We start from the raw sequence: 20374 nt of genomic DNA, 5'->3' as shown, positions 1-20374 counted from the left end.
ACGCTGAAACCACCCCTTCTTCACCATCGAGGAGCCTTCTGTGCCCGAAGCATCAGCGAACATCGGAGTCGTCGGACTCGCCGTTATGGGATCGAACCTCGCCCGCAACCTCGCCAGCCGCGAGGGGAACACGGTGGCGATCTTCAACCGCAGCTACGAGAAGACCCAGACGCTCCTCGACGAGCACCCCGAGGCCGGCTTCGTTCCGGCCCGCACCTACCAGGAGTTCGCCGACTCGCTGCAGAAGCCGCGTACCGCGATCATCATGGTCAAGGCCGGCGGCCCGACCGACGCCGTGATCGACTCGCTGGTCGAGGTCTTCGAGCCCGGTGACATCATCGTCGACGGTGGCAACGCCTACTTCCCCGACACCATCCGTCGCGAGAAGGCCGTGCGCGAGACCGGCATCAACTTCGTCGGCGCCGGCATCTCCGGCGGCGAGGAGGGCGCCCTCACCGGCCCCTCGATCATGCCCGGCGGCTCCGACGAGTCCTGGATCACGCTCGGACCGATCCTGAAGTCGATCGCCGCGATCGCCGAGGGCGAGCCGTGCGTCACCCACGTCGGCCACGACGGCGCCGGTCACTTCGTCAAGATGGTGCACAACGGCATCGAGTACGCCGACATGCAGCTGATCGCCGAGGCCTACGACCTCATCCGTCGCGGCACCGGCAAGTCGCCGGCCGAGATCGCCGAGATCTTCGCCGAGTGGAACAAGGGCGAGCTCGAGTCGTACCTGATCGAGATCACCGCCGAGGTGCTCCGCCAGGTGGACGCCTCCACCGGCCAGCCGCTGGTCGACGTGATCCTCGACCAGGCAGGAGCCAAGGGCACCGGCGCCTGGACCGTGCAGACCGCACTGTCCCTGGGCGTCCCCGTCTCGGGCATCGCCGAAGCGACCTTCGCCCGCTCGCTCTCCTCGCACCCCGAGCAGCGCGCCGTGTCGCGCGACCTCCCCGGCCCCGAGGAGGAGTTCTCCGTCGAGGACACCGAGGCGTTCATCGAAGACGTGCGCCTCGCGCTCTACGCGTCGAAGATCGTCGCCTACTCGCAGGGCTTCGACGAGATCCGCGCGGGTGCGGCCGAGTACGGCTGGAACATCGACCTCGGCGCGATCTCGAAGATCTGGCGCGGCGGCTGCATCATCCGCGCCCAGTTCCTCAACCGCATCGCGGACGCCTACGCCGAGACCCCCGACCTGCCTGTGCTGCTGACCGCTCCGTACTTCACCGAGGCGATCACCCGCGCCCAGGCGCCGTGGCGCCGCGTCGTGATCGCGGCCGCCGAGGCCGGCATCCCCGCGCCCGCGTTCTCGTCGTCGCTGTCGTACTACGACGGCATCCGCGCCGACCGCCTCCCCGCAGCGCTCGTGCAGGGTCAGCGCGACTTCTTCGGCGCGCACACCTACAAGCGCGTCGACAAGCCGGGCACCTTCCACACGCTGTGGTCGGGCGACCGCACCGAGATCGAGGCGGAAGACACGCACTGACGTCTCGCCGTCGAAGGGCCGGGTACCGCGAGGTACCCGGCCCTTCGTGCATCGCACCACGATGCCGCGCTCCCCTACTTCGTGATGTCCTGCACCACGCCCTTCGTCAGACGCAGCCGCCGTGTCGCATGACGCGCGACCGCCGAATCGTGCGTCACGACGATGATCGTGATCCCCTCGGCGCACAGCGATTCGAGCAGCGTCAGGATCTCGTCGCGCATGCTCTCGTCGAGATTGCCCGTCGGCTCGTCGGCGAGGAGAACGCGCGGCCTCTTCACGATGGCGCGTGCGATCGCGACGCGCTGCTGCTGCCCTCCGGAGAGCTCGGTGGGCAGATGGTCGCCCCTGTCGTCGAGCCCGACGTGGGCGAGCGCCTCGGCCACCCTGGTGCGGCGCTGCGCCCTGTCGAGACCGAGGGGCTCGAGCGCCATGTCCACGTTCTCCGTGGCGGTGAGCGTGGGGATCAGGTTGAACCCCTGGAACACGAACCCGATCTCCTCCGCCCTGATGCGGCCGAGCTCCTTCGCCGAAGCCGATGCGAGCTCTCTGCCGTCGAGCAGGAGCGAACCGGTCGACGGCGTGTCGAGGGCCCCGAGCAGCTGCAGCAGTGTCGATTTCCCCCCGCCTGTCGGCCCTTGGATCGTGACGAACTCGCCGGGCATGATGTCGAGGTCCACTCCGGTGAGCGCCTTCACGATGCGGCCCTTCTGCGTGTACGTCCGCGTGACGCCCGCCACGCGGTAGAGCGGGTGCTCGTCCTCGCGTCGTGGCGTCGTCGGCTCGAGGTCTGCGATGGTCATGCGGTTCTCCTTCTCCTGGAACGACTGCTCGGGCAATGGCGTGCGCTGTGGGATATCGTCCGTGTGCTGAATACTCATGCGACCGACCGCAGCGCTTCCGCCGGGCTGAGCCGGGCGGCACGCCAGCCGCCGAATGCGCCTGCGACGAGGCCGCCGAGCACCGCGAGACCGACGGCCGCCACCAGCACCCACGGCGTGAAGGGGGCCTGGAGGACGACGTCGGCGGCGGGAGTCTGGAGCATCCCGCCCCCACCGCCGGTGGGACCGGGGCCCATGCCTCCGGGGCCCGCGCCCTGACCCGCGCTGCTCGCGGCGACCGTGGGCCTGAGGACGTTGATCAGCACGATCCCGGCGATGCCGAGGACGAGCCCGACGGCGCCCCCGATCAGCCCCTGCACCATCGATTCGCCTGCGACCTGCCGCACGACGCGACCGTTCGACCATCCGATCGCCTTGAGGGTGCCGAACTCCCTGGTGCGACGCCCCACGCCCGACAGCGTGAGCAGCACCGAGAGCACCACGGCGACGACGAGCACGATGATCGAGAGCCACGTACCGAGGTTCGTGATCAATGCGGTCGCGCTGGAGAGCGAGCCGGAGACGGTCGAGGCGAGCTCGGACTGTGACGTGACGGTCGCGTCGGGGAGTTCATCTGCCAGCGCCGCCTGCACGGCATCGATCGAGGCGGCAGAGTCCGCCTGCACGTAGACGGTGGAGATGACGTCGTCGACACCGGCGAGCGTCTGCGCGGTGCTCAGCGGCAGGTACACGTTCACCGCCGTGTCCGCGCTGTCCGAGGTCGAGCCGAGGATGCCGACGATCTCGACATCGGAGCCGGCCACGTCGATGGTGCTCCCCACCGAGAGCTCGTTCGTGGCGGCATAGGTGCGGTCGACGAGCGCGACGAGCGCCTCATCGTCAGCGGCGTCGAAGCCGCGACCGTCCGTCACCTCGGCGGAGGCGAGCGGGCCCACCGTGGTCTCGGCGGGGTCGATCCCGAGCACCGAGAAGGAATCGACGCCGAAGGATGCTCCGCCGCCCTGCCCGGCGTCCGGCGGTGCCTGTCCGGCCTCGGGCGCGGCCGGCTGCTCGCCGTCCTGCTGTGCGAAACCGCCGCTGGGCATCTCTCCGGAGAAGGTGGAGTTCGTCAGACTCAGTGCCCCGGAAGCGGCAGCGACGCCGTCCGTGTCGGCGACGGTGTCGAGCACCGAGGAGTCGAGAGTGCCGCGCAGGAAGTCGGTCCGCAGCATCGACTGCGCGAGCGTGGTCGTCTCGCCGTCGCTCTCCCCGGCGCCCGCATCGAAATCGAAGCGCGGCCCCTCGCCCTGGCCCGGCTCCGTGGTCGCGCCGGTCACGGTGAGGTCGGTGCCGACACCGTAGACGGAGGCGAGGGCCTGCGCCTGTGCGTCCCGCACTCCCGCGGTGAGGGCGTTGACCACGATCACGAGAGCGATTGCGATCGCCAGTCCGATCGCGACGATCATCGTCTGCTTCTTGCGGCCGGCCAGTTCGCGCCGCAGATACATTCCGTACATCTCTCTCCTTCCGCCGCGGCCATCGCGGGGCGAGATCGACGTTAGGAATCGCTCATATGCGAGATCGAGGGACAGGTGATGAGGAACCTATGGAAGGCGCGGATCATCCACAGCGCATGCCTGGACGAACGCGCCGGCGCGAACCGCGAGCGCCTCGAGGTCGCCGCCGGGAGCCGTGGCGTCTCCGACGAGCGGCCCGCCCACCCCGATGCCGAAAGCACCCGCCGCGAGATACTCGGCTACCGTGTCGACGCGCACGCCCCCCACCGGGATGATCCGCGCCTGCGGGAAGGGATCGCGCACGGCACGGATGAAGCCGGAGCCGAGCGCCGACGCGGGGAACAGCTTGACCGCCGCGCTTCCGAGGTCGTGGCCCCGCTGGATCTCGGTGGGTGTGTAGACGCCCGCCAGCACACCGATGCCCTGGCTGACCGCATAGGGGACGGAGGCGCTGAGGGTGGGCGTGACCATGAACTGCGCACCGGCGGAGACCGCTCGTTCGACATCGGCCTCGTCGAGCACCGTGCCGGCACCGACCAGCGCCGTCGCCGGGGCGTCCTGCACGATCTGCGCGATCGCCTCTTCCGCGTCCTGCAGGGTGAGGGCGATCTCGAGGGTGAGCACACCCACCTGCAGCAGCGTCCGCGCCGCGGCGACCGTGGCGTCGACATCCGTCCCCCGCAGGATCGCGACGAGCCGGGTGCTGCGCAGCCGCTCCTGCAGCTCGGCGTTGTCGACGGTGCTCACGATGCCACCTCCTCCACGGAGCCGGCAGATGCCACGATCGGCGCCCCGCCGCCCCAGGGGAAGGCGGGTGCGCCGCCGACGTCGACCCGCACGCCGAGCAGGGCGCCGTCGGCGTCCGTGGGGTCGGAGAGCCCGATGCTCGCCGTCGTGATCACGAGCAGCCGGTCGACGAGCGCCACCGCGGTGGGCCGCTTCGCCGGAAGGCTGATCGTCTCGACGAGCTCACCCGCGGGTGAGTAGCGGCGCACCTCGGAGGCGTCCCAGACAGCGACCCAGAGCATGCCGTCGAGATCGATGGCCATGCCGTCGGGGTTGCCGCCCTCGACCCGGCACAGGGTGCGGCGGTTCGAGAGCTCCCCGTCGGGCGCCACGTCGAAGGCCTCGATGCTGCGGTGCGGGAGCGTGTCGATGTAGTACAGCGTCGAGCCGCTGCGGTCGAAGGCGAGTCCGTTCGACACGGTAACCCCGTCGAGGCGGGCGGTCGGCTCGCCGTCGGGACCGATGCTCCACAGTGTGCAGTGGGGATCGCGGGGCATCGACTGACTGCCCACCCAGAACCGCCCGGACGGATCACCGCCGCCGTCGTTCATGTAGTCGCCCACCCCGGCGATGTCGCCCGTGAGGGGAGAGACGACGCCGTCGTCACCGACATGCACCACGCGGCGGTCGACGCCGACGAGCCAGCCCGCCCCCGGCTGGGCGAGCGGGATCGGGGCGCCGATCTGCGCGCCGACGACGACCGCGGTCTCGGGAACCACCCGTCCGTCTTCGATGCGGCCGCGATGCAGCGAACCGGTCGCCATGTCGATCCAGGCGAGGCTCCCGTCCCGACCGTCCCAGCGCGGCGATTCGGCCTGGACGTAGCGGGCGTCGGAGAGGATCTCGACGCGTCGGGAGGTCTGGGTGTGCGGCATCCGGGTCATCCTTCGCTGGTAGCTCGTAACCGTTATGTGGCAGACTATCTCACAATATGCATAACACTTGCGAGAAATGTGGACACACGATGATGAAGCGGGGAAACAGCTGATGGCTCCGACACTCCACGGCTTGATGCCCATCCTGGCAACACCTTTCGACGAGTCGGGCGCCCTCGACCGTCAGGGCCTGCGCCGGCTGGTCGAGTTCCAGCTCGCGTCCGGCGTCGACGGCGTCGCCGTCTTCGGCATGGCGAGCGAGGGCTTCGCCCTCACGACCGAGGAGCGACGCACGATCCTGGACGATGTCGTCCGGGTGGTGGACGGCCGGGTCCCCGTGGTCGCCGGCGTCAACGGCACCTCCACGGCCACCTCGATCGAGCAGGCGCTGCTCGCGGAAGAGGGGGGCGCTGACGCCCTCATGGTGCTTCCACCGTTCATGGTGAAGCCTCCGGCCGGCACACTCGTCGACTTCTACGGGGACGTCGCCGACGCCACCTCGCTCTCCGTCATGGTGCAGGATGCCCCCGGTGTCACCGGTGTGGTGATGGCACCGGCGCTGATCGCCGAGATCGCCCGCCTCGACGGCGTCGACTCCGTCAAGGTGGAAGCTCCCCCGACCGCCCCCAAGGTCGGCGCGGTCGTCTCGGCCATCGACGATCCCGCCTTCACCGTGCTCGGCGGGCAGAACGCCCAGTTCTGCCTCGAGGAATACGCCAGGGGCGCCGTCGGCACGATGCCCGCGTGTGAGTTCCCCGACCTCCTCGGCCCCGTGCTCGCCCAGTTCCTCGAGGGGCGCGTCGACGAGGCTCGCGCCGAGTTCCGACGTATGCTCCCTCTCGTGCTCATCGGTCTGCAGGGCGGCATCGCGTGGGCGGTGCACAAGGAGGTCCTCGTCGCGCGTGGCGTGATCGACCATGCGACCGTGCGCTACCCGGCCTCGCGCCTGGACGCCGGCAGCCGCGCCTCGGTGAAGCTCGTGATCGACGAGCTCGCCCTTCCGCCGATCCCGGCCACGGTGCGGGTGTGAGCGGCCGCGGTGTTCTGCTGATCGGCGGCAGCTCCGACATCGGCCTCGCGATCGCCCGCGCCTTCGTCGACGGCGGAGACGCCGTCGTCGGAGTGGGGCTCGATCACTCCGACGATCCCGTCTTCGCGCGGTACCTCGTCGCCGACTGCAGCAGACCCGAGGCCGCCGACCGTGCCGTCGCGGATGCGGAGCAGGCGCTGGGCCGACTCGACGTCATCGTTCTCGCAGCCGGGCGCATGCCGATCGCCCGCGCGGAGGACACCAGCGACGAGGACTGGCGCGGCGCGCTGGGCGCCACACTCGACTCCGCGTTCTTCGTGGCGCGAGCGGCCCTTCCCCGGCTCTCCGCGGGATCGTCGATCGTCGCGGTGACGTCGGTCAACTCGTCGCTCGCCGCACCCGCCCTCCCCGCGTACGCGGCCGCCAAGGCGGGCGTCGACGGCCTCATCCGGCAGCTCGCCCTCGACAACGGCCCCCGCGGCATCCGCGTGAACGCCGTGCAACCGGGAAGCATCTCGGCCGCCGACACGGGCGAGAGCGAGGGATACCCGCTCGGACGCATCGGCCGCCCGGAGGAGGTGGCGTCGGTGGTGGCGTTCCTCGCCTCCGACGCCGCCTCCTTCGTCACCGGCACCTCCATCGCCGTCGACGGGGGGCTGTCGATCTCGTCCCCCGCGGCCTGGCTGAAGCCGGTGCTGCGGGAACGCTGGCTCTGACCCGCGCACATCGACGAAGAAGGCCGCGTCCCCTCCCGGGACGCGGCCTTCTTCGTGAGCAACGCTCGGATCAGGCGTTGGCGTCGAGGAGCCCCTGCACTTCCTTCTTCAGCGCGTTGAGACCGGCCTGCGCCTCGACCTGACCCGCGAGGATCGTCGCGACCCCCGCGCCGATGGCCGCATCGATCTGGGCGGTCACGGCGACACGATCCCACGCGGCGCCGCGCGCGTGCTCGGAGACCTCGGTGCGGAACGCGCCCTGGAACTTGTCGGCGGCGAGAGCCGGGATCTTGTCGGCCACGCTCTTGGCGGCCGGCGCCACGGCGGAGTTCTCGTAGAGCGCGGTCGCGGCCTCGACGTTCGTCGCCGCGTAGAGGATGAAGTCACGGCTCGTGAGCTCTCCCTCGCCCGCCGTCGCGAAGACACCGCTGCCCCAGGCCCGGTTGTACGAGTCCTTGCCACCGGCGGTCGGACGCGAGATGGCGCCGATGTTGTCGATGATGTTCTGGGCGGCGCCGTTCGTCTTGACGAAGGTCGACGCGAGCGGGGCGTCGTCGTACAGGGCCGCCCGCCCGCTCGCGAACAGGATGCGGGCATCGCTGCGCGCCACGTTCGTCTGCGTCAGACCGGCGTCCTGAAGCGACTTGTACCAAGTGACCGCCTTGACGCTCTCGGCGTCTCCCAGGGTGCACTTCAGGTCGTCGGTGACGACATCGCTGCCGAAGCCCCACATCCACGGGACGGCGTCCTTCAGGTCGGGGTTCTTGGTGACAGCGGCGTACGGGATCAGCGAGGAGTCCTGCTTCTTGATCTTCTCGAGCGCCGTGGCGAACTGCTCCACGGTCATGCCCGAGGTGATGCCGACGCTCTTGGCGATCTCGCCGTTCGTGATGATGCCGATGCCTGCGGCCGTCAGCGGCAGCACGAGCAGCTTGCCGTCCATCGTGTACGAGTCGAGCACGCCCTGCGGGATGCCCAGCCCCTTCGCGAGGTCGGAGAGGTCGGCGAGCACGTTCATCGGGGTCAGCACCTGCCAGCCGCCCGACTGCCCGACGCCCATGAGGTTGCCGGAGCGTCCGGTCAGGGCCAGCTGCGTGGCGGCCTGATCATACGGGTAGATGACCGGGGCGACCTTGACGCCCTCCTGCTTCGAGAAGCCGTCGAGGATGCCCTGCCACGCCGACTTCAGGGCTTCCTCGCCGAGCGAGTTGCCGTAGAAGTTGATGGTCTTGGCCTTCGTGGCTCCGGCGGCCGTGGCCCCGGCGCCGGTGCCGGGTGCGGCGGGCGTCGCGCAGCCGGCGAGCGCGAGAGCGCCGAACGCGGCCAGGACGGTTCCGCCTCCGAGGAAGGCTCGGCGGCTCAGCTGCGAGTTCGAGATGTTCATGAGACTGCTCCTTCGGGGTGAGGGGGACGAGCTGTTCTGCGGTGCATCGCTAGCCCTTGACCGCTCCGGCGGCGAGGCCGGACACGAAGTAGCGCTGCAGGAGGATGAAGATGAGGACGAGCGGCAGGGAGGTGATGAGGGACGCCGCCATGAGCGCCGGCCAGTCGGCGGTGCCCTCGCGGATGAACGCCTGGGTGAGACCGGCGGGCAGCGTCTGCTTGTCGGGGCCGGCGAGCGTGAGCGCGAAGAGCAGATCGCTCCACCCGCGCATGAAGGCGAACATGCCGGCGGTGATGAGGCCGGGGACCACGAGCGGGAACACGATGCGGAACATCGTCCCCGTGCGCGAGAGCCCGTCGACCTTGGCCGCCTCGAGGATGTCGTCGGGAAGGGCGTCGATGATGCCCTTCAGCAGGAACACCGCGAGCGGCAGCGTGAAGGTCGTGAACGAGATGATCAGCGCCGTGTAGGTGTACAGCAGACCGGCCGAGCTCAGCATCAGGTACAGCGAGATGAGCAGCAGTGCACCCGGGATCAGCTGGCCGATCAGGAACATGAACATGATGGCGTTGCGCCCGCGATAGCGGAACTTCGACAGCGAGTAGGCCATCAGCCCGCCGACCAGGACCGCGAGCAGGGCCGTGCCGGTGGAGACGATGATGCTGTTGAGCAGGTTCTTCAGCAGCAGGTCGTTCTGGAAGAAGCCGATGAAGTTCTCGAACGTCGGGTCGACCGGGAAGAACGGACGGTCGAGGGAGAAGACGTCCTCCTTCTTCGTGAAGGCGGTGGCCGTGAGCCAGTACACCGGCAGCAGGCCGAACAGGGCCAGCAGGAGGAGCAGGACGCGCCCCGGGATGGACAGGTGGGGGCGGATGATCGACTCCCCCACGTCGCGACTACGGCGCATCACTTCTCCAGCCGTCGGTTGAGGAACAGGTATCCGCTCGTGATGATCGCCAGCAGGACGAGCCACAGAGCGCCCATGGCGGAGGCCTTGCCGAGCTCGTAGCTGCCGAAGGCGAGGTCGTAGAGGCTGACCGCGAGCGTCGTGGTCGAGTTGCCGGGTCCGCCGCCGGTCATGACGAAGATGGTGTCGAAGTTGCCGAAGTTGTAGATGAACTCCAGCACCGCGACGAGGGTGACGGGGCCGGCGATGTGCGGCAGCGAGATGTGACGGAACCGCTGCGAGCGGGTCGCGCCGTCGATCGTGGCGGCCTCGATCTGCTCGCTCGGGAGGGTCTGCAGCACCGCGAGCGCGACGACCATGATCCACGGGAACGAGTGCCAGGTCTTGGCGATGACCACGGCGGCCATGGCGCCCGTGGGGGTGCCGAGCATGCTCACCTCGGGCAGGCCGAAGACCGAGAGCACATGGTTGACGACGCCGTAGCTGTCATTGAAGATCCACGCCCAGAGGAAGGAGACCACGACACCGGGGAGCAGCCACGGCAGCATGAGGGCGCCGCGCAGGATGTTGCGTCCGCGCATGCGGGCGTTCAGCAGCAGTGCCAGCGCCACGCCGAGCACGAGGGGGAAGACCGTGGCGAGCGACGCGAACACGACGGTCGTGCCGAGCCGGGCGAAGAACTCCTCCCAGACGGCCGCATAGTTGTCGAAACCCACGAACGTGCGCTCGGGGCGCAGGAGCGATTGGTCGAAGAGGCTCGTGAAGATGCTCGACACGAGAGGGAAGATCGCGATCATGAGGAACAGCAGGACCGCGGGAAGTGCGATCATGAAACCGAAGGTGCGATCCTTCGCGCCCAGCGTGGAGCGTCGCCCGGAGCGTGGCTCGACGGCCTTCTGCTCGCTCTCTGCAGGCCGCTCGAGTATGGCTTGTTGCATTGCAGTCACTTTCCAGTAGAGACGACCCCGTGGGGCCGTGCGCGTCGTCGTCACAGTCGTCAACGTCGACGTGCGGCCAGTTAACCACAATGCGGATGCGAAATCCACAAGATGCATAAGACACCCACATTTGTGTTGCTTGAAGCTATTTCTCTGAATAGGATGACTGGCAGCGGCGATCGACCGCGGCGTCGCATCCGCGGCGGCAGCACTGAGGAGGAGTGACCATGGCATCGGAATCGGTGGGCGGCACCCAGACCGTCGAACGGGCGATGTCGTTGCTCGCATGCTTCACCGAGGAATCCGGTGAGCTGAGGGTCTCCGAGCTGTGCACTCTCACCGGCCTCGGCCAGTCCACCGTCTCGCGCATGATGTCGGCGCTCGATCGCATGAAGTTCGTGGTGCAGGACTCACGCACCGGGCTCTACCGCCTGGGCCCCGCGGCCGTGTCCCTGGGCACGATCGCCCTCAACGGCTCGCCCATCTTCCGCGCATCGCGGCAGATCGCACAGAACCTCGCTCGCAGGATCGAGATCGGTGTGAACGTGGCCGAACTCAGCGGCTTCACCTTCATGTACCTGTGCAACTTCGAGGGAGCACTCGCGCCCAAGTCGTTCGACATGGCGGGTCGTACGGGCCCGCTGCACGCCACCGGCATCGGCAAGGCGCTGCTCTCGGGCATGACGGACGCGCAGGTGGACGAGTACTTCGCGCAGGCGCCGCAGCGATTCACCCCGCACACCATCGTCGACCGTGACAGCATGCAGCTCGCGCTCGACGAGACGCGCAGTCGCGGCTACTCGACCGAGATCGAAGAACTCGCCTTCGGACGTGCCTGCATCGCCGCCCCGATCCGCAACCGTGCCGGCGAGATCGTGGCCGGCATCTCGGCCAGCGGCCCCCTCTCGGTGCTCGACCTGCACGCCCCGCACCAGGAACTCGCGCTGCAGCTGATCGAGGCCGCCGACGAGATCTCCGTTGCTCTCGGCTACAGCCCGTCCCGCACCGCATCGGCCTTCGCGGCGCTCTGACGTCCGGCCGCGAGGCGGCCCCTGATCCGATCCTGATCCCTGACCGCGGCACCAGCCGCCGGCCGCTCGCCCCTCGATGTCTTTGGAGACCCCTGTGAGAATCACGCGCGTCCAGACCTTCCCGCTCTACCTGTCGAAGGAGGAGGCGAACAACTCCTACGCCGGCGACACCGCGGTCGACCACCGCGGCTACGTGATCCGTCCGCCCTGGCGGAGCCTGTACTCCCCCGGCTACGAGACCCTGCTCGTGAAGATCGAGACCGACGAAGGTCTGGTCGGCTGGGGCGAGGCACTGGCGCCGGTCGCCCCCGTCGTGGCGGGCGCAATCGTCGACAACCTGCTCACCCCGCTCATCATCGGCGAGGACCCGCGCTCGGTGCGCACGCTCTGGCACCGCATGACCGAGTCGATGCGCGAGCGCGGTCACCTCACCGGTCACCAGGCCGACGCCATGGCCGCCGTCGACATCGCACTGTGGGACCTCTGGGGTCACGCCACCGGCCTCTCGGTGTCCGAGCTCGCCGGCGGCCGCTTCCACGAGGTGCTGCCGACCTACGTCTCGGGGATCCGCGGCGTCGATGACGTCGAGCGCGCGGAGAAGGCGGCCGAGCTCGTCGAGGGCGGTGTACGCCGCATCAAGCTGCACCTCGGCGTCGACATCCGCACCGACCTCGCCACCTACGACGCTGTCCGCGGCGTCCACCCCGACCTCGACGTCGCGCTGGACGCGCACTGGACGTACCGGCTCGGCGAGGCGCGGGCACTCGGCCGGGAGCTCGACGACCGGAAGGCCTGGTTCTTCGAGGCACCGCTGGCTCCCGAAGACGTGGAGAACCACCGTGACCTGGCGACCGCGCTCGCCACCCCGATCGCGGTCGGCGAGGCGATGCGCAGCCGCTTCGAATTCACCGACTGGCTCACCCGCCGCGCCGTCGGAATCACGCAGCCCGACATCGGTCGCACGGGCATCACCGAGGGCCTCGCGATCGCCGCGGTCGCCGACGCATTCCACGTGCAGGTCGCACCTCACCATTCGGCCGCCTTCGGCATCGCGATGGCTGCCGGCGTGCACGTCGCGGCGAGCGCCGCCTCGCTCCTCGCGTTCGAATACCAGCCGTTCCCACTCCCGGTCGCCAACCGCCTGCTCACGACGCCGCTCGAGGTGCGCGCCGACGGTGGGTTCATCGTCCCGACGGGGCCGGGACTGGGCGTGACCGTCGACGAGGACGCGATCAAGGAGTACGTGCGGCACTGACGCGTTCCCCTCCTGCCGAAGACGAACGGGTGGGTGGAACCGGATTCCTTCCGGTCCCACCCACCCGTTCGTCGTCTGGGCGCGCGCAGGTCAGTCCCCGATGCGGACGAACTGCGCCGCACTGACCCGGTGGATGCTGGTGTTGCGCACCTCGAGCCGCACGGTCCCGGTCGCCCCCGCGCCGTAGCGGAACGAACCCAGCGAGCGCCAGGCCGCCGCTCCCTGCGTCTGATCCACGATCACCTCGGAGCTTCCGTTCTGATGCTCCACGACGTAGGCCGCCGACGTCGTGGTCGTGGGGTTCGTCGGATACCAGACCGAGACGCGGTAGAGCCCCGCCTGCGGCAGATCGACGTTCCACGTCACGGTGCTGCCGACCGAGTCGGAATCGCTGTACCGCGTGCGGGTGCCGTTCCAGCCCGAGAGCCCGCTGGGGTACCAGTTTCCCGATTCCAGATAGCCCGGCCACGGCGACTGGGTGTGGGCGATCACGCCCTCGTCGGCGACCCGCACGAGCACCCCTCGACGCAGCGTCTGATCCAGCCGCGCCTCGAATCGGGTCGACGATCCTGGTGCGACGCCGGCCCCTGCCGTCACCGTCCAGGTGTGGGTCAGATCGGACCTCGGCGGCACCGTGATCGTCGCGCTCTGCTGCCCGACGCTCCAGCCCGTGAGGCCGTAGAGCGCGAGGGTGCCCTGCAGCGGGGTGACCCCGGTGTTGATCACCAGAGCCGTCAGTGTGGCTACCGCGCCGGGGCCGCTGACGATCTCGACGTCCGAGGTGAGCGACACCAGCCGGCGCCGGTCGATGACTTCGATCGCCGCGGCGCGGAGCGTGACCGGGTCCTCCCCCTGGATCGTCAGCTTCGCCTTCACCTCGACCTCGCCCAGCGGCGCAGCGGCGGCGATCACGGCCGCGGATTCCACCCGCGCCGAGCCCTGCGCGGGAACGGAGATCGACGGGACCGCACCGTCGATCTGCCAGCCCGACGGCAGGGTCACCGCCACGGTGCCCGTGATCGGATCGTCGGTGGCGTTTCGCACCTCGATGATCAGCGGCACACGGTCGCCCGCGGTTCCCGTCGCCTGCGCGATGACGTCGCCCGCGAGGCCGGGGTTCGCTCCGCTGATCCGTGCGGGCAGTCGCAGCGTGACCTCGGGCGTGGTCGTGCCCCCGGAGGTGATCGTGTATCGGAACGTCTCGGTGAGGTCGTCGACGGGGATCGTCCATTCGAACGGGTACGCCTTCTGCGGCGCCTGCTGCACCGCCTGCGTGCCGATGCGGTATGACAGCGTGGCCTGCTGCTCGGTGTCGATCTGCACGTAGGCGTCGTACCCCTCCCCGTCGGGACGCACCAGCAGCATCCCGCGCGCGACCCCATACTCGGTCGCGGGGTCGGAGTCGATCTCGTGGAAGCTGTCGCGCCCGTGATCGACGATGTCGTCGAACGGCAGCCCCGGCCGCTGCACGGTCACGTTCCGCACCACCAGGGCCACCAACCCGCGGGCGGGCACCGTGACGGTGACGCGACCGTTCTGGGCCGCCGTGGTCGAACGGGCGCCGTTCGCGGCCACCACCTCGACCGCGGTCGACGAGCTGCGGGGCAAGCCGGTGAGATCGGTGGAGAGGTCGACGACCACCTGCTGCGGGGTGCCGGCAGAGTTCGTGAGGCTCACGTACAGGGCCTCGTTGCCGACGCCGCCGATCCAGTTGACCAGAGGGTTGTCGACCTCGATGAGCCCCTCGGGGAAGTACGGCCACACGCCGTCCTCGCCGAAGAACGTCCCCGGCGCGTGACCGTAGGCGAAGAACTTGAAATATGCGAAGTCCGCCTCGAACACGTGCGGGAACTCGATCGCGCCGGCGCTGCGGTAGAAGCTCTCGCTGATCAGGTAGTCCATCGCGAGACCGAGCTGGGCGGGCGCGTGGTGGAAGTAGTACCCGGTGATCCCGACCGGCCCGCTGGTCGCGAAGTCGGGCTTCATGTGCGCGACCTGGAACTGCCGCCCGTAGTAGCCGGGATACGTGGTGAAGCGCCCGATCACCATGTTGTGCGCGATGTCGGCGATCAGCTCGTCACCGGTGTGATGCGCCAGGCGCAGCAGGGCTCCGGCCCAGCAGGGGTTGAACACGTAGCCTCCGCCCGGGTTCGTCAATGTGCTGACGCCGAGCTTGAACGACGACAGCGCCTCGAACGTCAGCCCCGAGGTCGAGACGTACCAGGCGGGCACGGTCTCGCTCTGGACGCTCGTCGTCGGGTACGACGGGAGTGAGGAGCGCGACTCCCAGTCGTACTGCTGCGTGATCACGGAGCCGACCGGCACGGTGACAGTGGTGTCGGGCACCGGGCGGACCGCGGTCTGCGTGATGAAGCGCTGCACCTCGCGGTACGCCCCGTCCAGGAACTCCGTCTCCCCCGTGGCCTCGAACATCTCCAGCAGGTCGACCCAGTATTTCGAGAAGCTGTACGCGAAGCCGCCCGGCGGCTGTCCGTTGCTCCGATAGGGCGTGAGGATCTGCTCCTGCGAGTAGCGCCGCGCGATCAGCGTCGCCTCCGCGAGATAGGCCGGATCCCCCGTGACCCGGTAGGTCGCCAGCGCGTTCGAGAACGGCGCCCTGCTCTGACCGACCACGCCAGCCTTGGTCGCCTGCACCGCGAGCCGCTGGATGCCCGCATTCCGGCCGTGCGTGAGCTGGTACAGCGACGCGAGGTTCACGGCATCGGTGGGGATCCGCCCGATCCGGTACTGGGTCTTGTCGTTGTAGACCGGGCTGCCGATCATCGGCGTGTGCCCGATGCCCTTTCGGGAGAGCTGATACTCCACGAGCGGCCGCGCGCGACGGTCGTACAGCGTGCTGTCGGCGGTTCCGGTCAGATAGTGCGCGGCGAGCACGACCCCGCTCGCCGCGGCGCGGACGGCATCCTCGTTCTCGACGTCGACGAAGCCCTTCGCGCGGTTCCACCAGCCCGAGTACGACGGGACGTAGTCGACGGAGTCGTCGCCGCTGGGCTCCACCGCGATCAGCGCTGTCATCGCGTGCACGGCATCCGTGAGCGATCGGTCGTAGACGTTGTGCCGATAGGCGCTCAGACCGTATTCGTTCCGGCACAGCTGCGCGTAGGTGCCGTACAGGGTGTCCGCACGAGCGGCGATGCCGAACGCGAATCCCCGCTGCTGTCCGACGGTCATGGCCGTGCGCAGGCCCGGCTGCGGCGAGTACATGGACGGAACGATGTCGAGGCTGTCGTTGCGCAGGCTCATCCCGTACGGTTGCCGGTCCGCCATGAGCTGACGTTCATGCACGAATTCGGCGACCTCAGACGGCAGGTACACCCCCGAGGTGACGGCGACGCCGCCGACGGAGTACTGCGTCAGCGCCATCGGCGCGAAGAGCTCCCAGGCGCCCAGGGGCGCGGAGCCGTCGAGCACCGAGAGCGCATGCTGGTACGAACCGCACAGCACCTCGTCGAGGTCGTCGAGCGACCTCGTGTCCTGGCTCTGGTAGCCGACGATGTAGTCGCCGGCGGTCTTGGCCGTGAGCACGTGGTGAGCCTCGGGGTAAGCGCCCTCCAGCCTCCACCGCACGACCAGATCGACATCGTCGGTGCTCGTGGTCAGCTCGATGGCCTGCGGCCCGAGGACCTGGTAGGAGGTGAAACCGAGCCAGCTCGGGGTGAGCGGCCCGTACAGCTCCGGGGCGCTCCCCGTCGGCAGTGCCCCCTCCAGCACGAGCCACTGCTCATCGAACCGATGGGCAGGGTCGGTGATCGACAACCAGCCGCCGTTGTGCTTGATCTCCAGGTCGCGCACGATGGTCGCCCCGCCGTCCCACGTCGCCTGGAGAAAAGTCATCCGGTGGTTCTGGCCGACCAGCTGGGCGACCTGCGAGAACGCCAGATTCGGCTTCTCCAGGCGGCGGAGCGCATCGGCATAGACCCCGCCCGGCGTGGTGAGCTCGGTGGCCGCAGCGGGTGCCGAGCCGGAGGACGAGCCGAGCACCGGAGGAAGCACACCGGCGATCACGAGCATTCGCAGCACGGAGCGTCGGCTCCACATCAGGGGATTGTCTTCGGCTCCATCGCCAGCTATTGAATCCATGATCCACATACTGCAATCCATATGCGATCATGTCAATGGAACGCGCCTCACCGATCCCCCCGCCGCCGCTTCCGCTCGACACCGGTAGCGTCGTCGAGGCAGACCACCCCGAAAGGACGCCCGCGGTGACCCAGACCCCTCGCGAGGAGATGACGGAGTACTCGCTGAGTGCGCTCCTCGCTCCCCCCGAATCACCGGCCGAACCCGAGGACTTCGACGCCTTCTGGCGGGGCACCTTCCAGGAGTTCGGTGCGGGAGCGGTGGCGTGGGAGCTCACTCGCGAGCACCCCGAGACCGCGACGCATCGCGTGATGGAGATCCGCTTTCACTCCTCGGTCGATGAACACGCCACCGCCTTCGTGATGCAGCCCCACGCCGTCGCCGACGCGCGGCGCGGCCTCGTCGTCGGACACGGCTACGGCGGTCGCACGGGACCCGATGTCGAGAGGGTGCCCGCCCATACCGCGGCGATCTTCCCCGTCGCCCCCGGGACGCATGTCGGCACCGCCAGCCGCTTCCCCGCACCGCCGGACGAGCATGTCCTGGCCGGCATCGCCCATCGCGACACCTACTCGCATCGCTTCAGCGCAGCCGACATCTGGCGCGCAGCCACGATCCTCCTCGAGATCGTGCCCGCCGTGGCGGGATCGCTCGACTTCAGCGGCGGCAGCTTCGGCGGTGGCATCGGCGCCCTGGCCCTTCCCTGGGACGCCCGGTTCCGACGCGCGGTCCTCGACGTCCCGAGCTTCGGCAACCACGACGTGCGCCTCTCGCGGCGCTGCACCGGCAGCGGAGAGGCCGTTCGCCGGCACCTGCGCGACCATCCAGAGGTCCGCCCCGTCCTCGACTACTTCGACGCGGCGATCGCGGCACGGCGCCTGCGCATGCCCGTGCACGTCAGCGCGGCGGTGCTCGATCCCGCCGTCGACCCGCGCGGACAGTTCGCGGTGTATCACGCGCTGCCGGGCCCGAAGCGCCTCGGCGTGCGAGCCTGCGGTCATCTCGACGGACCCATCGGCGAACTGTCCGACCGCCTCGCCCTGCAGGACGGCATGGACTTCCTCGCGCTCCCCGACGAGCGTGTGATCTGAACGCTCCTGCGGATCTCCCAGACAACGCATAGCGTTCTCCATAGAAATCGCATAGGAGATTCCGCAGAATAGGCACATGACCAGCGACCTGCCCGAACTGCGCCGCCCCGACGGCTCCCCCCTGCGCATCCTCGCCGTCGACGACGAGCAGATGCTGACCGACCTGCTCGCGATGGCACTGCGCATGGAGGGCTGGGAGGTGCGGACCGCTTCTTCCGGCATGGAAGCGCTCCAGGTGGCGCGCGAGTTCGAACCCGATGCGCTCGTGCTCGACATCATGATGCCCGACCTCGACGGGATGTCCGTGCTCAAGCGTCTGCGGGAGTCCGGCAACCTCGTCCCCGTGCTGTTCCTCACCGCGAAGGACGCCGTGGGCGATCGCGTCGCCGGTCTCACCGCCGGAGGCGACGACTACGTCACGAAGCCGTTCAGCCTGGAGGAGGTGATCGCACGACTGCGGGCGATCATCCGCCGCACCGGCCACGCCACCGCCGACGACGGACAGTCGATCCTGCGCGTCGCCGACCTCACCCTCAACGAGGACAGCCACGAGGTCGTGCGAGACGGCACCGAGATCGAGCTCACCGCGACCGAGTTCGAGCTGCTGCGCTACCTGATGCGCAACGAGCGCCGGGTGCTGTCGAAGGCGCAGATCCTCGACCGGGTGTGGAGCTACGACTTCGGCGGCAAGTCGTCGGTCGTCGAGCTGTACATCTCGTACCTGCGCAAGAAGATCGATGCCGGGCGCACGCCGCTGCTGCACACCGTGCGCGGCGTCGGCTACATGATCAAGGCCCCGCAGTGAGCTCAGCGACGATGATGAGAAGGCCGATGAGCCTGCAGACACGGCTGATGACCGCCGTGATCGGGTTCGTGTCGCTGATCCTCATCATCGTCGCCGTGATCACCAGCGCGACGCTGGGAAAGACGATGGAAGATCAGCTCGACCAGAAGCTGAGCGAATACGCCCACCAGCTGGTTCGCATCTCCCAGGCTGTCGCTCCATCGTCGGCGACCGCGCAGAACGTGCTCGCGAGCAGCCCCGCACCTCCGGTCGGAGTTCTCTTCGTCGTCTCCAGTCCCGTCACAGGGTTCTCCGGAGTGGTCGCGAAGAGTGAGGACGGCGACGAATTCGCCGGAACGCTCGATCCGCTGACCGGCGCCCAGCTCGCCGAGATCGCGGTGTCGCTGAAGGATACCCGGGTCGCGACCGTCACCCTCACCGACCTCGGCTCCTACCGCGTCATGGCGCTGCCGACGAGCAACGGGCTGATCGTGGTCACCGGGCTCCCCCGTGACGAGATCCAGAACCAGCTCACGCAGCTGCTGACCGTGATCGCGCTCGCGACGATCGGTGGTCTGATCCTCCTGGCGCTGACCACCGCGATCACCATCCGGGTGGGTCTGCGTCCCCTCCGCGCCGTCGCACTGACCGCGACCAGGGTCGCGAATCAGCAGCTCGACCGCGGTGAGGTGACCATCACCGAGCGCGTTCCCGCGTACGAAGCCGATCCCCGCACCGAGACCGGTCTCGTCGGAGCCTCGCTGAACAAGCTCCTCGACCACGTGAACACCTCGCTCGCCTCACGGCAGAAGAACGAGGAGCGGATGCGGCGCTTCGTCGCCGACGCCAGCCACGAGCTGCGCACCCCGCTCGCGTCCATCCGCGGGTACTCCGAGCTGTCGTTGCGCGCCCTGCGTCAGTCGGACCCGCAGACGGAGCGCCCCGAGGTCATCGAGAGCACGACGTCGTCGCTGGAGCGCATCCAGGCCCAGTCGCTGCGGATGACCCGGCTCGTCGAGGACCTGCTGCTGCTGGCCCGTCTCGATGAGGGCCGGGAGCTGGTCTACGGCACGGTCGACCTGACCCAGCTGGCCCTCGAGGGTCTCTCGGACGCGCGGCCGACCGCGGCCGACCACCACTGGAACATCGACGTGCCCGACGAGCCCGTCACGATCGTGGGAGATGCCGGACGCATGCATCAGGTCGTCGCGAACCTGCTCGCGAACGCCCGCACCCACACGCCCGCCGGCACCACCGTCACGCTGAGCGTCGCTCAGGAAGGCGAGGAGGCGGTGCTGCGCGTGCACGACGACGGTCCAGGGATCGACCCCGCCATCCGCGACGAGCTCTTCGCCCGCTTCGCCCGCGGTGACAGCTCGCGGGCCCGGCAGACCGGCGGCACGGGCCTCGGACTCGCGATCGCGAAGGCCATCGTCGAGGGCCACCACGGCCTCATCACCGTGACCAGCGAGCCCGGCGACACGACCTTCACCGTCCGCATCCCCATGAATCCGGCGACGACCGGCGACACCCCTGCGGAGGCGTGAGAACCCCGCACAGTCGCGCGGGGCCTCGCGCCCTCGTTCCTCGCTCCCCACACCCCCACACCCGCACACCCGCACACCCGCACACCCCGCGCTCCCCACTCCCCG

General features: G+C 69.1%; 16 protein-coding genes. 8 read left to right on the top strand and 8 right to left on the bottom strand.

What is annotated here, in order from left to right; all coding sequences use genetic code 11:
* Positions 1-40 precede the first annotated feature (40 nt).
* A complete protein-coding gene (gene gnd / locus F6W70_RS15025; RefSeq protein WP_017828443.1) occupies positions 41-1489 on the top strand; it encodes an NADP-dependent phosphogluconate dehydrogenase in 1449 nt (482 codons plus the stop codon).
* Positions 1490-1563: 74 nt separating this feature from the next.
* On the opposite strand, the gene F6W70_RS15020 is transcribed toward gnd, so the two are convergent.
* The 4 genes from F6W70_RS15020 to F6W70_RS15005 form a co-directional block, all read right to left on the bottom strand.
* Positions 1564-2289, bottom strand: coding sequence for an ABC transporter ATP-binding protein (locus tag F6W70_RS15020; RefSeq protein ID WP_055871229.1), 726 nt, complete (start codon positions 2287-2289; stop codon positions 1564-1566).
* 74 nt (positions 2290-2363) lie between these two features.
* A complete protein-coding gene (locus F6W70_RS15015) occupies positions 2364-3824 on the bottom strand; it encodes an ABC transporter permease (RefSeq protein ID WP_151487160.1) in 1461 nt (486 codons plus the stop codon).
* Between the two features lie 87 nt (positions 3825-3911).
* Positions 3912-4571: a bifunctional 4-hydroxy-2-oxoglutarate aldolase/2-dehydro-3-deoxy-phosphogluconate aldolase gene (locus F6W70_RS15010; protein WP_235563399.1), complete on the bottom strand. Its 660-nt coding sequence runs from the start codon at positions 4569-4571 to the stop codon at positions 3912-3914.
* Positions 4568-5485, bottom strand: a complete 918-nt coding sequence (locus tag F6W70_RS15005; protein ID WP_170287926.1) for an SMP-30/gluconolactonase/LRE family protein — start codon at positions 5483-5485, stop codon at positions 4568-4570. The genes F6W70_RS15010 and F6W70_RS15005 overlap by 4 nt, the downstream gene beginning before the upstream one ends.
* A gap of 112 nt (positions 5486-5597) precedes the next feature.
* Here F6W70_RS15005 and F6W70_RS15000 point away from each other — a divergent pair, with 112 nt between their 5' ends.
* Together F6W70_RS15000 and F6W70_RS14995 are read left to right on the top strand one after the other, a co-directional pair.
* Complete coding sequence (locus F6W70_RS15000) at positions 5598-6515, top strand: dihydrodipicolinate synthase family protein (protein ID WP_151487158.1); 918 nt, start codon at positions 5598-5600, stop codon at positions 6513-6515.
* A complete protein-coding gene (locus F6W70_RS14995; RefSeq protein ID WP_151487157.1) occupies positions 6512-7231 on the top strand; it encodes an SDR family NAD(P)-dependent oxidoreductase in 720 nt (239 codons plus the stop codon). Before F6W70_RS15000 ends, F6W70_RS14995 begins: the two co-directional genes overlap by 4 nt.
* A gap of 70 nt (positions 7232-7301) precedes the next feature.
* Here the strand turns inward: F6W70_RS14995 and F6W70_RS14990 are convergent, their stop codons facing one another.
* Genes F6W70_RS14990 through F6W70_RS14980 form a run of 3 tightly spaced genes read right to left on the bottom strand, consistent with a single transcriptional unit; the run spans position 7302 to position 10460 of the window.
* Positions 7302-8615 carry an ABC transporter substrate-binding protein gene (locus tag F6W70_RS14990; protein WP_151487156.1) on the bottom strand — a complete coding sequence of 438 codons (1314 nt, stop codon included), beginning with the start codon at positions 8613-8615 and terminating at the stop codon, positions 7302-7304.
* Positions 8616-8664: 49 nt separating this feature from the next.
* Positions 8665-9522 (bottom strand): carbohydrate ABC transporter permease, encoded by an 858-nt coding sequence (locus tag F6W70_RS14985; RefSeq protein WP_055877620.1) that lies wholly within the window; start codon positions 9520-9522, stop codon positions 8665-8667.
* Positions 9522-10460: a carbohydrate ABC transporter permease gene (locus F6W70_RS14980; protein WP_151487155.1), complete on the bottom strand. Its 939-nt coding sequence runs from the start codon at positions 10458-10460 to the stop codon at positions 9522-9524. Before F6W70_RS14980 ends, F6W70_RS14985 begins: the two co-directional genes overlap by 1 nt.
* Before the next feature lie 227 nt (positions 10461-10687).
* Between F6W70_RS14980 and F6W70_RS14975 the strand changes: the two genes are divergently transcribed.
* Complete coding sequence (locus tag F6W70_RS14975; RefSeq protein WP_055870787.1) at positions 10688-11491, top strand: IclR family transcriptional regulator; 804 nt, start codon at positions 10688-10690, stop codon at positions 11489-11491.
* Positions 11492-11585: 94 nt separating this feature from the next.
* On the top strand, positions 11586-12746 hold the full coding sequence (locus F6W70_RS14970) for a mandelate racemase/muconate lactonizing enzyme family protein (protein WP_151487154.1): 1161 nt from the start codon (positions 11586-11588) through the stop codon (positions 12744-12746).
* 90 nt (positions 12747-12836) lie between these two features.
* On the opposite strand, the gene F6W70_RS14965 is transcribed toward F6W70_RS14970, so the two are convergent.
* A complete protein-coding gene (locus F6W70_RS14965) occupies positions 12837-16805 on the bottom strand; it encodes a golvesin C-terminal-like domain-containing protein (RefSeq protein WP_151487153.1) in 3969 nt (1322 codons plus the stop codon).
* Between the two features lie 167 nt (positions 16806-16972).
* Between F6W70_RS14965 and F6W70_RS14960 the strand changes: the two genes are divergently transcribed.
* The 3 genes from F6W70_RS14960 to F6W70_RS14950 all read left to right on the top strand — a co-directional run bounded on the left by F6W70_RS14960 (position 16973) and on the right by F6W70_RS14950 (position 20269).
* Positions 16973-17938, top strand: coding sequence for an acetylxylan esterase (locus F6W70_RS14960; protein ID WP_318278912.1), 966 nt, complete (start codon positions 16973-16975; stop codon positions 17936-17938).
* Positions 17939-18014: 76 nt separating this feature from the next.
* On the top strand, positions 18015-18743 hold the full coding sequence (locus F6W70_RS14955) for a response regulator transcription factor (RefSeq protein WP_017828429.1): 729 nt from the start codon (positions 18015-18017) through the stop codon (positions 18741-18743).
* Between the two features lie 26 nt (positions 18744-18769).
* The gene (locus F6W70_RS14950) at positions 18770-20269 is read left to right on the top strand and encodes a sensor histidine kinase (protein WP_151487152.1); all 1500 of its coding nucleotides are present in this window, start codon (positions 18770-18772) and stop codon (positions 20267-20269) included.
* The last annotated feature ends 105 nt before the right edge of the window (positions 20270-20374 follow it).

The organism is Microbacterium maritypicum (assembly GCF_008868125.1).
In the GTDB taxonomy this organism is placed as follows: Bacteria; Actinomycetota; Actinomycetes; order Actinomycetales; family Microbacteriaceae; genus Microbacterium; species Microbacterium maritypicum.
This window is presented reverse-complemented; position numbering and strand designations above follow the sequence as displayed.

Bases quoted from the DNA above. Each gene is read 5' to 3' on its own strand.
- F6W70_RS15020 (WP_055871229.1), bottom strand. From the start codon at position 2,289: ATGACCATCGCAGACCTCGAGCCGACGACGCCACGACGCGAGGACGAG.
- F6W70_RS15015 (WP_151487160.1), bottom strand. From the start codon at position 3,824: ATGTACGGAATGTATCTGCGGCGCGAACTGGCCGGCCGCAAGAAGCAG.
- F6W70_RS15005 (WP_170287926.1), bottom strand. From the start codon at position 5,485: ATGCCGCACACCCAGACCTCCCGACGCGTCGAGATCCTCTCCGACGCC.
- F6W70_RS15000 (WP_151487158.1), top strand. From the start codon at position 5,598: ATGGCTCCGACACTCCACGGCTTGATGCCCATCCTGGCAACACCTTTC.
- F6W70_RS14990 (WP_151487156.1), bottom strand. From the start codon at position 8,615: ATGAACATCTCGAACTCGCAGCTGAGCCGCCGAGCCTTCCTCGGAGGC.
- F6W70_RS14985 (WP_055877620.1), bottom strand. From the start codon at position 9,522: ATGCGCCGTAGTCGCGACGTGGGGGAGTCGATCATCCGCCCCCACCTG.
- F6W70_RS14980 (WP_151487155.1), bottom strand. From the start codon at position 10,460: ATGCAACAAGCCATACTCGAGCGGCCTGCAGAGAGCGAGCAGAAGGCC.
- F6W70_RS14975 (WP_055870787.1), top strand. From the start codon at position 10,688: ATGGCATCGGAATCGGTGGGCGGCACCCAGACCGTCGAACGGGCGATG.
- F6W70_RS14965 (WP_151487153.1), bottom strand. From the start codon at position 16,805: ATGTGGAGCCGACGCTCCGTGCTGCGAATGCTCGTGATCGCCGGTGTG.
- F6W70_RS14955 (WP_017828429.1), top strand. From the start codon at position 18,015: ATGACCAGCGACCTGCCCGAACTGCGCCGCCCCGACGGCTCCCCCCTG.
- F6W70_RS14950 (WP_151487152.1), top strand. From the start codon at position 18,770: ATGAGCCTGCAGACACGGCTGATGACCGCCGTGATCGGGTTCGTGTCG.